8 protein-coding genes are annotated in these 14740 nt (G+C 37.7%); 5 read left to right on the forward strand and 3 right to left on the reverse strand.

The window, feature by feature from the left end; translation table 11 throughout:
• Positions 1–13 precede the first annotated feature (13 nt).
• The 3 genes from B045_RS0110355 to B045_RS0110365 all read right to left on the reverse strand — a co-directional run bounded on the left by B045_RS0110355 (position 14) and on the right by B045_RS0110365 (position 2854).
• Positions 14–883 (reverse strand): PfkB family carbohydrate kinase, encoded by an 870-nt coding sequence (locus B045_RS0110355; protein WP_018464194.1) that lies wholly within the window; start codon positions 881–883, stop codon positions 14–16.
• Positions 884–1019: 136 nt separating this feature from the next.
• Positions 1020–1904 (reverse strand): helix-turn-helix domain-containing protein, encoded by an 885-nt coding sequence (locus tag B045_RS0110360; protein WP_018464195.1) that lies wholly within the window; start codon positions 1902–1904, stop codon positions 1020–1022.
• 32 nt (positions 1905–1936) lie between these two features.
• On the reverse strand, positions 1937–2854 hold the full coding sequence (locus B045_RS0110365; RefSeq protein ID WP_018464196.1) for a helix-turn-helix domain-containing protein: 918 nt from the start codon (positions 2852–2854) through the stop codon (positions 1937–1939).
• A gap of 367 nt (positions 2855–3221) precedes the next feature.
• Here B045_RS0110365 and B045_RS0110370 point away from each other — a divergent pair, with 367 nt between their 5' ends.
• The 5 genes from B045_RS0110370 (at position 3222) to B045_RS0110390 (ending at position 14722) form a co-directional block, all read left to right on the forward strand.
• Positions 3222–4040 carry a pyridoxamine kinase gene (locus B045_RS0110370; protein WP_018464197.1) on the forward strand — a complete coding sequence of 273 codons (819 nt, stop codon included), beginning with the start codon at positions 3222–3224 and terminating at the stop codon, positions 4038–4040.
• 5 nt (positions 4041–4045) lie between these two features.
• Positions 4046–5707 carry a putative transporter gene (locus tag B045_RS0110375; RefSeq protein ID WP_025883490.1) on the forward strand — a complete coding sequence of 554 codons (1662 nt, stop codon included), beginning with the start codon at positions 4046–4048 and terminating at the stop codon, positions 5705–5707.
• A gap of 1258 nt (positions 5708–6965) precedes the next feature.
• Positions 6966–9362, forward strand: coding sequence for a glycoside hydrolase family 2 protein (locus B045_RS0110380; RefSeq protein ID WP_018464199.1), 2397 nt, complete (start codon positions 6966–6968; stop codon positions 9360–9362).
• A 127-nt stretch (positions 9363–9489) separates the two neighbouring features.
• Positions 9490–12654: a SusC/RagA family TonB-linked outer membrane protein gene (locus B045_RS0110385; RefSeq protein ID WP_018464200.1), complete on the forward strand. Its 3165-nt coding sequence runs from the start codon at positions 9490–9492 to the stop codon at positions 12652–12654.
• 46 nt (positions 12655–12700) lie between these two features.
• Positions 12701–14722, forward strand: coding sequence for a RagB/SusD family nutrient uptake outer membrane protein (locus B045_RS0110390; protein WP_018464201.1), 2022 nt, complete (start codon positions 12701–12703; stop codon positions 14720–14722).
• Positions 14723–14740 lie beyond the last annotated feature (18 nt).

Genomic DNA, 14740 nt, shown 5'->3' on the forward strand with positions numbered 1-14740 from the left:
ATATAACTATTGATTATTTTATAATCTTCTTAATATCTTCTATGCTTTTGTCGAAAGGACCGCTATGCTCAAGTTTAAGGGTACACATGGCTGCTGCAAATTTTCCTGCATCCGAATAGTTCGCACCTAAACTTCTCATATAAAGATATCCTGCAGAATATGTGTCACCACATCCTGTTGCATCAACAACAATATTGGGTTCATAAGCAGGAATCTCATAGAACTTGCCTTCTGCATATATTACGCTGCCATAACTGCCAAGGGTTATCACTACCTCGCGCACTCCCATTTCTGCTAGTTTAATAGCTACAGTACGTGGATTTTTTGAATTTGTGATAACTTCCATTTCATGCTCGTTTAGCTTTATGATATCTGTGCATTCAAGTATTCGCTCTTTGTCTTTCCAATCCGTAGCGAATACATTTTCTCCTCTAACCTCACGCAGATATCCCTGAACATCAATTGAGATAAGTCCTTTTGTTGAGAGATATTCTACAACTTCCGGCGAAAAGTCATCAGCAAGCAGACTGCCAAGGTGATATACACGGGCGTCAATACCTTTCATCTCGTCAACTGTGAATGGATCAGCTTTAGCTAGAACACGTTGTGTACGGTTGTTTGTGTTGTCGCCATATTTGTTTTCAAAGAAAACGCTCTTGTTACTTTTATGACATTCCACGTCTATGCCGAGTTTTCTCATATTCTCAACTTCGTCAAGAGATTCCTTTCCTACCTTTGTGACGAGTTGATATGAAACGTCATTTGGAAGCCGATTCATACCATAAGACATATAAAAGGATGTACCTCCAGCCATAAAGACTGTATCTTTAGGAGTGATGATTTTATCCAGAGTTATATGTCCAATGCAGCAAATATCTTTCATTATCGTTTTTTAATTTCTGCAAAGTTACAAAAATAATTTGTAATCAAAAACTAATTATTACGTTTAAGTTTTTGTAACTGCTTTTTTCTCGCTATTATTATATATTATTTCTACTAATTTATTTAGATAAAAAGTCTTATCTGCGGTATTCTTCTGTTGTCATTCCTGTAATCTTCATGAACAGTTTAGTAAAGTTTGCAACTCCGCCGAATCCAAGTGCAAGCGCTATATATGCATCACTTTTTTTGTTTTCAACAATCATTTGTTTTGCTATGTCAATACGTCTTATTTGTAAATAGCTGGCAAAGTCTTTCCCACTCTCATGCTTTATGAGATCATTGATATATGCACTTGATAAGTTTAGTCTCTTGCTGAAACAGCATGTGCATGGCATACCCATTTTGTGTATCTTGCCATTTAGCATATAATCATCTATCTCATTGCGTATAGTATTGTATGTTTCGTCAGATGCATCATGACGTGTGATAAACTGCCTTTCATAAAAACGGCAACAGTAGTTTAGTAGCAATTCAATTTTGTTACTTATGATAGTTGAACTGAACTTGTCTATACCCCATTGTAGTTCACGATTAATGTTGTCAATGCAGTTGTATATAGTCTTAAGTTCAGCAGCTGAGATGTGCAAAGATTCACTTTCTGGCTTATATTTAAAGAACGTGTAGTTCTTGATTTGTTTGCCTAAACTTGTTCCACATAAAAGATCAGTATCAAAAATCAGTAGTTTACCTGATTGCAGACAATCTTTCTCGCCAGCAATTTTAATCGTTTTGTCTGGTGATCTGAAGAATATGGTGGCAGCATTGAAATCATAGAGCTTTCTTCCGCCACTTCTGAGTAACGGATGTTCCTGTATCAGTACCGAATAAGTGTTCAACTTTATCTCTTTTTCCTCGCATTTCCCTGATAAATTAATAATGCTTACTAGAGGATGAAGAGTCTTTGTATTGAACAGTTTATTGCAGTTACATACCGTATTTATATCTTTGCAATGGTTACCCATCAGAATAATCTTAATGTTTTTTATAAAAGCTTTTATGCTTCAGCTATTTGTTTCCTGAATTGGCTTGGAGTTATGCCAACGTTCCTCTTAAAGTAACGATTGAAATGCTGGCTGTATTGAAATCCGAGATGATATGCTATTTCGTTTATAGTGTCCTCTGAACTTGCAAGTTCCTCTTTGGCAAGGTCTATAATCTTGCTTTGTATGTGATCCTGCGGAGTCTTTCCAGTTTCCTTTTTTACCAAATCGCCGAAGTAATTGGGTGATAGAAAACATTCCTCGGCAAAGTATTTTACAGATGGCAGACCGTCATGTAATGCTCTGTCGCCAGTGAAATAAGTGTTAAGTAGCTTTTCAAACTTGTCAAGAACATCACGGTTGGCAGCTTTACGGGTTACAAATTGCCTTTCATAGAATCGCATGCAATAATCAAGTAGTAACTCTATGTTTCTACAAATAAGTTTTTTGCTGTGATTATCTATCGGATGGTCTAGTTCCAGTTTAATTCTGTTAAGGCTGTCTTTGAATATAGCCTTTTCATCCTCGCTTAGGTGCAATGCCTCACGCGAAGAATAGTCGAAAAAAGCGTATTGCTTAATGTCGTGACCAAGAGTTGTTCCGCGTATAAGGTCAGGATGAAAGATAAGTCCAAGTGCCTGTGGCTTATAATCTTTTATCGGTTTGAAATGTACCACTTGGCCAGGTGCGAAAGATGTGACCGTGCCTTCCTGATAATCGTAGGGTTGGCGTCCGTAAGTGATGTCGCCACACATGGTCTGCTTAAGCCAAACGGAATAAACTTCATATTCTAAAGTCTTTTCTTTTCTGGCATTTTGATAATTAGCTTCAGACATGTCCACAATAGCAATCAGTGGGTGCTTTGTCTCAAGTCCCATCATCTCATTGTACTTGTCAATGGAGTCTATAATAACAACATCATTCTCAGCCATATTTACTTGATTATAATTTTATGGTTGCAAAGATAAGCATAATCAGGCAACACTTAGTTATATAAATTACGGATATTCCAACCATTTTTACATTATCATGGTTGCGACAGCAAATCTACATTTCCTATAGTGAATAATGATAGCGTATCTACAGTGCTTAAATGTGGGGAATTTCGTGTGATAACAGTCCTCCTATTTATGCTTTTTACCGTTGACCCAAGCTATGCATCGAGTAGCGTTGTCTGTGATAATATTTTTTCATTAGAGGTTAGGTAGATTTTTATGCAAATATAATGAAATTATTAGTATAAACACCTTTCATATCTTAACTTTTTACTACCTTTGCCCCCGAAATATTAATTTAAGGATGAATAAGAAGCAAATTCTTCTGATAAATGATATGGCGGGATATGGCAAAGTTGCTACGGCAGCAATGCTTCCGATATTGTCTTATTTCGGACATCCCACATATAATCTTCCCACAGCCTTAGTGTCTAATACACTTGACTACGGAAAGTTTAATCTACTTGATACCACAGACTATATAAAAGGCGTGTTTCCCGTATGGAAGGAACTTGGGTTTTCTTTTGATGCCATCGCCACAGGATTTATAGCCAGCGAGCGTCAAGCCGACATAGTGTCGCGCTATTGCCTGGAACAAGCGTCAACTGGAACTACGATTTTTGTTGATCCTATAATGGGCGATGAGGGTAAATTGTATAATGGAGTAACTCCTGCAGCGGTAAAAAGTATGCGTGAGATGTTGAGTGTTGCTCATTTATGTTACCCAAACTATACAGAAGCATGCTACCTTACCGGACGCGAATATAAAGCCGAAGGCGTTACAAATGATGAGGCTCACAGCCTTCTTGAACATTTGCGTAAAATAGGGTCCAAGTCTGTTCTCATAACAAGTATCACTGTTGATGGGCAACCTTCAGTAGTTGGATACAATAATATACATAACGAGTATTTCAAATTATGTTATGATGAGATTCCTGTTCATTTTCCTGGTACAGGAGATATTTTCTCGGCTATACTTATCGGGCATCTGCTTGACGGTGAGTCGTTGAAAGATTCAACTAGAAAGGCTATGGACGGTGTTTACAAACTTATTGACCTGAATAAAGACAACATAGATAAAAACAGGGGAATACCCTTGGAACAGTATCTGAACATTTTATAATTAAAATGGACTGGATTAATAGTTTATTTAACATTCATTCTTCAATACAGACCTTAGTTATTCTTTCTTTAATTATCGCCTGTGGTCTGGCTCTTGGCAAAGTCAGGGTGATGGGAATATCACTTGGAGTAGCCTTTGTATTTTTCGTTGGTATCTTTGCCGGACACCTTGGTTTTACAATAGATCCAGTCTTGTTGGATTATATTGAAACATTCGGGCTATCAATGTTTGTTTATTGCCTGGGACTTCATGTAGGGCCTAACTTCTTTGGATCATTGCGGCATGAAGGCATGGCGCAGAATCTCTGGAGCTTGGCGGTTATCGTTTTTGGTACCGTCTTTGCCTTGTTGCTTATTCCTTTAACAGGAGTAAGTCTGCCTAATATGGTAGGTTTGCTTTGTGGTGCTACGACAAATACTCCTGCTCTTGGTGCAGCCACTCAGGCTATAAATCATCTTGGAATGGCTAGTGGTAGCACAGCTTTGGCTACAGCTGTAACATATCCCCTTGGTGTACTTGGTGTAATATTTGCGATGCTGTTCCTGCGTAAAGTCTTTGTAAAACCTGAAGACTTGGCTGTTAAAAAGATAAATGAGGAGGATCATACATATATAGCTCAGTTTGAAGTCGTTAATCCTGCTATTGGCGGAAAGTCTATTTCAGACGTCTCACAAATGACTCATCTTCGTTTTATTATATCACGTATATGGAGAGGCAAGGAAGTTATTGTTCCTATGGTTGAGACAAAACTTATGGAAAATGATAGCTTGCTCGTTATTACCAATCGTGAAGATGAGGCTGCAATGGAAATACTTTTCGGAAAGAGAGTTAATAAAGACTGGAACGGAGAGAAGATTGACTGGAATGCTATAGACTCAAAGGTAGAGAGCCGTGTTTTGGTTCTTACAAGAACAGAACTCAATGGTAAGAGACTTGGTGAACTGCATCTACGTACTTCTTATGGAGTTAACGTGAGTCGTGTCACCCGTGGTGATATAAAACTTCTTGCCACAGACGATTTGCGATTGCAATATGGCGACAGAGTTACTGTTGTTGGCCAGCATGATTCAGTGAATAATATGCAGGGATATTTTGGAAACTCGGTTAAGACTTTGAATGAGCCTAATATCGGCAGCATATTACTTGGTATCATCCTTGGTTTGGGACTGGGAAGTATCCCTATCTCGTTACCAGGAATGGCTAGTCCTGTGCGTCTTGGTATTGCTGGTGGCCCTATTATCATGGGTATAATCATTGGTGCTTTAGGGCCGAAACTCCATTTTATATCATACACCACACGATCTGCGTCGCTGATGCTACGTAAGTTGGGACTTAGCATGTATCTTGCATGCTTGGGACTTGATGCAGGAAAAGACTTTTTTGCTACAGTTGTTCGTCCAGAAGGTCTCGCCTGGGTAGGAATAGGTTTCCTCATAACCGTGGTGCCAGTTATCATCATCGGACTTATTGCATTGAAGACGCATAAGTTTGATTTCGGTACGATCTGTGGAATACTTTGTGGAAGTATGGCAAATCCAATGGCATTGGGATACGCCAATGATTCATTGAAAACTGATAGTGCAAGCATTAGCTATGCATCTGTATATCCACTAGGTATGTTTATAAGGGTTATTATTGCTCAAATGATTATAATGTTTCTGGCATAGCTAATGCCGTTATTAGTATAATTGAACATTGGAGAGTCCTTGTCATTTAATTATGTGGCAATGTCTCTTCAATGTTTTTTTGTTTTTTAGCTACGGATACTACGTCATATATTTTATTCCCTTTATGAAAAGCGTATCCAGCTGATGATGTAGCTTTGTAGCTAAAAAAATGAAAAGCCTGGGGCCTTTATCAATTTATGGGGGTGATACCCTGAATAAATGATTATATCTGGTGACAACCATATTGGATTGAATGTCAACCAATCTGGTAAGATGAGACAACTTATTTAATAACAAATGTAAACCTATTCCGGCTAAAGACGATAAGGGCTGAGCGAGTACATTATCGGTGTAAAAGTGATATTATCCCCCAGAGTACACCTGTTTTTGGCGATTTTTTGCCAAATATACTAGTACATATCTAGACACTTTTTCGTTTATAATGGTCTGTACTCGTCATTATGTGCGCTATATTTCGTAACACGTTCAGCTTTTATCTCAGAACCCAACTGTATAAATAGTGATAATTGTCATAAGCTTATTTTTATTGTCATGTTGACCATCGCTCGTTTACCTGTGCTAAGTAATCACTTTTTTCACGTTAGGTAATTCAATTACCTAACGTGTGTAATCGTGTTTTTCACGTTGTGTAACGCGGTTACACACGTTGTGTAATCGGATTACACATATGCTAATGTAATTGAATTACTTAAATATTGCGAAAATTTAGGTGATAGTTTGTGCACTCTGTTTCAAAATATATATCCATATTTCAAATTCATTCTATCGCGTCAATGTGTGTATGGAGTTGCTTTTTGTATTATCCATGCTGTTCAGAAAGCAAAAATATGTATTATGTAAATAGCATAATTGCGAAAAAATCGCCAAAAATAGGTGCGCTCTGGGGTATAATGTCACTTTTACACCGATAATGTCACTTAATGTCACTCGCTAAACCCTTATAAACAAAGGGCTAGTGACAAAGTGACATTAGTGGCATTAAAAAAACTTTTTCTGGTTGTGGGATATAATCATTTGTTGAGGATATCCCCCTAAATTGACGAAGAACCAAAGTCCGTGGGGAAGTATATAAGAATACGTAGAAATTATCATTTGTATTATTCACTAATCATTTGGTTGGGTGTGCAAGTACTTAAAATAGTACTAAATTACTGATTTGTGTACAAAAGTTTATTTTATATAATATTTCATGTTGTAATTTTGCAAATTATAAATTACAAATTTGTTGTACCTAAACATGAATAAGCAAAAACTAATTTACGGCATCGTCTCTATGATGCTATGTGTGAGCGAAAATGCTTTCTCACAGCGTGATACTATAACTATAGATAATTGGCAATTTAGTAGAAATACGCTTACTGCCAATGAAGCTACACAGCAGAATGGTACTTGGAAAAACGTAATAATTCCACATGATTTTCAGATGGAGCAACCTTGGGTAGCTCCTTCTAAGGATGAACATGCCGATAATTCTGATCAAGCGGCTAATGTAAAGAGCCGCCTTTCAGCACGTGGCTTTAAGGAAATGGGTATAGGATGGTATCGTAAGGTATTCACTCCAGCTCAAGATTGGAAAGGAAAAAGATTGATGTTGGAATTTGGTGGTATAATGCTTGTTGGTGATGTTTATCTTAATGGCGAGCGTATAGGTGGAACAGAATACGGTTATGTAGGATTTGGTATAGACATTACTGATAAAATTAAATATGGCAGCGAGAATGTTCTTGTTGTAAAAGCTGATACGAGAAAAGAAAACAATTCACGCTGGTATACTGGTGGTGGTCTGTTCAGAACGGTTAAACTTATCATGACAGATAAGCAACTGTATTTTGCACGCCATCCGCTTTATATTACAACAAAGGATAACAACACCGTAAATATTCAGGCAGAGATATTTCGTTATAATAAGCAAAAAAACGGTGACGTAAAAGTACGTATACTTGATGCCAATGGCAAAGTTGTAGCAGAGAAGAATAATGATGTTAGATTTTCACCACGTAGCCGTGATGCTGAATACAAATTAGAACCTATACATATTTCAAACGCTAATTTGTGGGATATAGATTCTCCTTATTTGTATACGGCAGAAGTTTCTGTGTATGATGAAAGTGGTAAGGTTGCCGATAAAGTTACAGAGCAGTTTGGTATACGTACCATAGAATTTTCTCCAGAATTTGGATTAAAACTAAATGGTAAAAAAGTTATATTGAAAGGTATAGCTAATCATAGTAGTCTGGGTGCATTAGGAGCAGCTGCCTATTCACGTGCAATAGAAAAAAGAATAAAGCTGTTGAAAGAATTTGGTTTCAATCACATTCGTTGTTCACATAATCCATACAGTGAAGACTTATATAAATTATGTGATAAATATGGTATTCTTGTTGTTGATGAAGTCTATGATAAATGGCTTACCCAATATTCTGGTGGAAGAGAATCTTGGTCTAATCATTGGCAGTATGATATTCCTGAATGGATACAGCGAGATAGAAATCACCCATCTGTGATATTGTGGAGTCTTGGAAATGAATTGCAGACATATCCAGACTTGCCTTATAATGATTGGGGAGTAACTGCGTATAGATTGTTAAAGACATTACTGAATCGTTATGATAGCACGCGTCTGACAACAGTGGCAATGCATCCAAGAGGACGTAATTGGGAAACAGATTCATTACCATGTGATTTGGCTATGATTACTGATATTCAGGCATATAATTATCGTTATATGTATTTTCCTGGTGATGGGCGTCGTTTTCCAAATATGATATTCTATCAGAGTGAGGCAAATATGCCAATGATGGGGCCAAACTATTATGAGATGAATTTAGATAAGGTCGTCGGATTAGCATATTGGGGAATGATAGACTATCTTGGCGAAAGTCTTGGGTGGCCAAAAAAAGGCTGGGATAATGGTGTGTTTGATATTTCATTAGAACCTAAACCACAAGCATATTTTCTGAAATCAATATTTTCAGATAAGCCAGTTGTTCACATCGGTGTCACAGATTCTAAGGATGATGCAGAGATGTGGAATGGGGTAAAATTTGATGGAGACAGAATTTCTGATCACTGGAATCGTACTCCTGGGAAAAAATACACAGTATATACGTATACAAATGCCGAGGAAGTTGAATTATATCTTAATGGAAAAAGCCTTGGAATAAAGAAAAACTCTCTTGATCCAAAGGTACGTAATAAAATAAAGTGGACTGACGTGGTGTACCAAAAGGGTATACTTGAAGCAGTAGCAAGGACCAAGGGTAAAATAGTAGCACGTCATAAGATAGAAACTGCTGGAGAGCCAAAGGAACTTAAACTTATTCCAGATGTTGAAAATTGGAAAGCTGATGGCAATGATTTAATGCATGTACGTATATTGGCAGTTGACCATAAAGGATTGCGTTCACCTATGGCAAACAGCAAATTGATGTTTGACGTTTCTGGTGATGCTGACATCATTGGTGTAAGCAATGGTGATATTTCTAGCGATGAATTGACTGTTGGTAACTCTCGTAGCCTTTATAATGGTTCTGCTATGGTCATACTTCGTTCTGGTAGGAAACCAGGGAAAGTAAAACTTAAGGTTAGCGGACAAGGATATAAACCAAAGACCATATCATTATACTTAAAATAAAAGAATTTAGCGTTTATTTGTATTTTCGCACGTTTTTACCAATAAACGTACGAAAATACCGTTTGGCGTTAATTAAGTATATGTATATTTGCGACGAATTAACAAACTAAGCCTAAATAATAATTAAATGAATCGTAGAAAATTGTTAAAAGGTACAGTATTACCAGTAGCCGTGATTAGCGCGACTATGACTTTTACACCAGCGATTGGTGTGCAACATGCGTTTGCCAATACCCAACAGGTAGGACAGAATGATGTTCGCGGAACCGTTGTTGATGAACATGGTGAGACTGTAATCGGTGCGACCGTAATGGTTGTTGGTCCTGGTTCTAATGGAACTGTGACAGATCTTGATGGTAACTTTAATCTGAATGTAAAGCCAGGTACAAAGTTAAAAATCTCTTTTGTGGGGTATGACCCAATTACCGTGATTGCAAAGAACGGAATGAAAATCACACTGAAGGAAAATACAAACAACTTACAGACTGTTGAGGTTGTTGCCTACGGTGTGCAGAAAAAGGTTACCGTTACAGGTGCCCTCTCTAGTATTAAAGGTGAAGACCTGACTCGTACTCCTGTAAGTTCAGTTAACAATGTCCTTGCTGGTCAGTTAAGTGGTGTGACAACAGTACAATATTCTGGTGAACCAGGTAGTGATGCCGCAAAGGTGTTTGTACGTGGTCAGGCAACATTCAATAATGCCGAACCTCTTGTTCAGGTAGATGGTGTTGAGCGCAGCATGGGAGACATTGACCCAGAGGAAATTGAAAGTATTACTGTGTTGAAGGATGCTTCTGCTACAGCGGTATTCGGTGTACGTGGTGCAAACGGCGTTGTCCTTATCACAACTAAACGTGGTAAAGAAGGTAAGGCTACAGTTACAGCCAATACTTCATTCTCTATATTGACTCCAACCAAGATGGTTGAGCAGGCTGATTCTTACGGATACGCTACATTCTATAATCAGATGAATGACAATGATGGTAAAGCACATCAGTTTTCAGATGCCATCGTTGAAAAATTCCGTACAGGAAGTGATCCGATTCGTTTTCCAAGTATTAAGTGGGATGACTATATCATGAAGAAGTCTACCATGCAGACGAAGACAAATGTCAGCATTAGTGGTGGTACTAGCAAAATGCGTTATTTTATTGACGCTGGTATGTACACGCAAGGTGGACTTTTTAAAGAATTCGGACAGGATTATAAATTTGGCTATCAATATAATCGTTTCAACTATCGTGCGAATTTAGACTTAGATGTAACTAAAACTACAACATTGTCATTTAACATTGCTGGTAGTGTTGATAATTCAAATAAGCCCCATACGGGTCAGGGGGCTACTGGAATGGTTCAGGCTCTTTATCAGGCGACCCCATTCTCAAGTCCTGGTATTATAGATGGCAGGTATGTTGAGACAACAACTGATTATTCAGATTTAAGATTACCGTTTGTTGGTGGCAGTGGTATTACTTATTATGGTAATGCTGGCGTAAATGGCGGTTTTTATCAATATAGTAATAACAAGCTTCAGTTAGATGCACAGTTAAATCAGAAACTTGATATGATAACTAAAGGTCTTTCTTTTAAGATTAAGGGTTCATACAATAGTTTGTTTGGTTCTACAAAGGAAGGCTCACGTGCAATGGCTACATATTATCCTGTATTAAAATCTGATGGTTCGCTTGGATATAAGATGGCTGGTCAGAATGGTCAGATTGCTTATTCTGAATCAACAGGTAAAGATCGTGATTGGTATTTTGAGACATCTCTTACATATAATCGTTCTTTCGGATTGAATAATGTCGGCGCTTTGTTGTTGCTTAACCAGAGTAAGAACTATTATCCTTCAACATTCTCTGATATTCCACAAGGATATGCTGGTGTTGTAGGTCGTTTGACGTACGACTGGAATAACCGATATATGGCAGAGTTCAATATTGGTTATAACGGTTCCGAAAACTTCGCACCTAGCAAACGTTACGGAACATTCCCTGCTGGTTCTTTAGGCTGGGTAGTCAGTGACGAGTCTTTCTGGAAATCATTGAAAAAAGTTGTTAGTTTTCTTAAACTTCGTGTAAGTTACGGTCTTGTTGGTAATGATAAGATTGGAGGTAGTCGCTTTATGTATCTTGATGACCCATACAATGTAAACAACTCTGGTATTTATTCTCGTGGTGGTCGTGGCTATAACTTCGGTATTGAAAATAACACAGTATCAAAGGGAGCTTACGAAATGTCAAGAAACAATCCTGATGTTACATGGGAGAAGGCATTTAAGCAAGATTATGGTGCTGATATTTATTTCATAAAAGATAAACTTCGTGCTACTGTTGATTATTACAAGGAGCACCGTACTGATATTCTACTTCATGATGGAACGGTACCTTCAATTATAGGATTCACAACTCCTGCCGAGAACCTTGGTGTGGTTGACAGTTGGGGTTATGAGTTGTCTCTTAAATGGAATGATAAACTAGGAAAAGATTTCTTCTATTGGGCTGGTGTAAACCTCAGTTACAATCAGAATAAGGTGAAGGAAGCTAAGGAAGCTCCTTATAATAATCTGTATCAGTATGCTAAGGGACATCGTCTTGGAGCACGCTCAGAATATAAATTCTATCGTTTTTATGATGCAGAGACTCCTGCTCTTTATGAAAAAGAATTTGGTGAGAAGTTCCCTACGCAGCTTGCTGGTGCTAATTTGAAACCTGGTGATGCAGTTTATGTAGACCTTGATCATAATGGTATAATTGACGGAAATGATATGAGTCGTAGTAATGGTTACACAGACGATCCTGAATATGTAATGGGTGTTAACTTTGGTTTTACATATCAGAATCTTTCTATCAGTACTCAATGGACTGGTGCGTGGAACGTAAGCAGAATGCTTGATGATGTATTCCGTCAGCCATTTAAAAATCGTACTGGTAATACTCAAGGTGGTTTGCTTCAGTACCATATAGATAATACTTGGAATGCAGAAAATCCAGGTCAGAATTATGAGTACCCACGTGCAACTCTGGACAATGCTGTCAATAATTATGCTACATCTACATTATATGAAAAAGATGCTAAGTATCTGCGTCTGAAAACGTTGCAGGTAGCTTATGATTTCCACATGGCATTTATGAAGAAGCTTGGACTAAATCAGCTTCAACTTTCGTTCAGTGGTTACAATCTATTGACTTTCACTCCATATAAATGGGGTGATCCAGAAGCAACCGCAAGTGGCTCTCCTTCTTATCCACTTCAGAAGACATATACATTCTCTTTAAAGGTGGGATTCTAACGCAAAAGAATGATTTTCGCTTAAACAATAAAAAACGCAAATTAATATGAAACTAAATAATAAGACTTTTATTGGAGCATTCCTGACATTGTCTTTAGCCTTAGGATTTGGTTCTTGTACAGATGATATTGCCTTTGGTAATAAATTTCTTGGCAAGGCTCCGGGTACTGATGCTACAATAGATACAGTGTTTAATAATGCCGAATATACACGACAGTTCCTTGTTGGTACTTATGCACTGCAATATTATGGTCTACCATATACAAGTTCTCATAACTCTGCTAGTTATTGGAACGGTAAGTTTGATGCTTTAACAGACTGTTGGCAGTTGCATTTCACGCAATCATCAGTTTTTCAAACATATTATTCAGGACAGCTGAACGCAACATCAGGTAACTCTTCTGTCTTTGGTTATCTTAATGAGAATTGTTGGGAACTGATACGCTCAGCTTATTTGCTTCAAGAGAATATTGGTAGAACTCCAAACATGGAGGAAACTGAAAAGACTCAGATGAAGGCAGAGGCTAATTGCCTTATTGCTTCTACATATTTTAATCTTTTTAGAATGTATGGTGGCCTTCCTATAGTAAAACGCAGTTTTAACGTTGGTGAAACTTCTTATAATTTACCACGTACTTCTGTTGAAGAAACTGTAAACTTTATGGTTGGTTTACTAGATGAGGCTTCTAAAGTTTTACCTTGGACGCCAGAAGATCCTACTTCTGAAACAGGTAGATGGACAAAAGCTGCAGCTATGGCTTTGAAATGTCAAATTCTGCAATTCGCAGCTTCACCATTGTTTAATTCTGATAAACCATATTATGGTTCAACTTATTCAATGAGTGATAGTAGTCCTGTATGGTATGGAAATTACAGCAAGGATCGCTGGACACGCTGTAAAACTGCATGTGAAGATTTCTTGCAGCAGTTGAATGCGAATGGAGGTTATTCTCTTGTTCAACCTGCTACAAATACTATTGAGGGTTATCGCTATGCATTCCGTTATGGTTATGTAAATCAGAAGAGTCCTGAAGTTATATTTGCAACACGTGTATCTTCTTTTGGTAAAGATACACAATATATGTGGACACAGCTTGGTGGAGGATTGAATGAACGTTATTCTTATGCTCCAACTCAGGAATATGTAGAAATGTTCCCTTGGGCAGACGGAAAACCATTTAATTGGGATGAAACAGCAAAGGCTGGAAAATTAGACCAGATGTTTGTTAAGGGTGATACTATCGCTACTAAACAGGAGCTACAGCATCGTACTTATACACGTGATCCACGTCTTTATGAGACTGTAATGGTGAATGGTGACCTTGAAACATCTTCTTTGAACTCAGGAACAATGAGTGGTAATAATTTTGAGTTGTGGGATGGCGGTTCTAGAGCATTGAATGGTCCTGCTACACAAAGTGGATACTTTGCTACAGGATATGGCAATAACAAATATATTACAGGTACAAATAATGTATATTTGCGTGCTCAGCCTCAATGGGTTGTTCTTAGTTTGAATGATTTCTATCTTACTTATGCAGAAGCTTTATTACAGGCAGATGACAATTTCACAGGAGCATTGCAATATGTGGATAAGATTCGTGCACGTGTAGGTCTTAAGGGGCTGGTTGCATGTAATCCTGATAAGGATTTGACATCAAACAAGGCAAACCTTTTGAATGAAATTCTTCGTGAGCGTGTTTGTGAACTTGGTATGAGTAATTCTCGCTATTTCGATGTGAAGAGATATAAACTTGGTGATGAGGTGCTTTCTAAGCAGTTACACGGATTAAGAATGTATCGATTGAGAAAAGTTAACGGCCAATGGATTCATGTAAATGACATAACTGGTGCCAATACACAATGGTGGAATGGTGATAAGTTGACAGACAAAGGTAGTAATAAGAATCCGGGGTTCTATGAACCTACTCATTTTAATTATGAAAAGTTTGGCTTAAAGAATACTCGCGCATGGTGGTCTGGTTATGATCCAAAATGGTATCTTGAGCCATTCCCACAGACTGAAGTTAATAAGGCTTATGGTTTGACTCAAAATCCTGGTTGGTAATTTAAAGTTAATTGTTAA

The sequence above is a fragment of the Segatella paludivivens DSM 17968 = JCM 13650 genome, from assembly GCF_000373185.1.
Classification (GTDB): domain Bacteria; phylum Bacteroidota; class Bacteroidia; order Bacteroidales; family Bacteroidaceae; genus Prevotella; species Prevotella paludivivens.

Coding starts and splice junctions, on each gene's coding strand:
- B045_RS0110355 (WP_018464194.1), bottom strand. CDS start 883: ATGAAAGATATTTGCTGCATTGGACATATAACTCTGGATAAAATCATC.
- B045_RS0110360 (WP_018464195.1), bottom strand. CDS start 1,904: ATGGGTAACCATTGCAAAGATATAAATACGGTATGTAACTGCAATAAA.
- B045_RS0110365 (WP_018464196.1), bottom strand. CDS start 2,854: ATGGCTGAGAATGATGTTGTTATTATAGACTCCATTGACAAGTACAAT.
- B045_RS0110370 (WP_018464197.1), top strand. CDS start 3,222: ATGAATAAGAAGCAAATTCTTCTGATAAATGATATGGCGGGATATGGC.
- B045_RS0110375 (WP_025883490.1), top strand. CDS start 4,046: ATGGACTGGATTAATAGTTTATTTAACATTCATTCTTCAATACAGACC.
- B045_RS0110380 (WP_018464199.1), top strand. CDS start 6,966: ATGAATAAGCAAAAACTAATTTACGGCATCGTCTCTATGATGCTATGT.
- B045_RS0110385 (WP_018464200.1), top strand. CDS start 9,490: ATGAATCGTAGAAAATTGTTAAAAGGTACAGTATTACCAGTAGCCGTG.
- B045_RS0110390 (WP_018464201.1), top strand. CDS start 12,701: ATGAAACTAAATAATAAGACTTTTATTGGAGCATTCCTGACATTGTCT.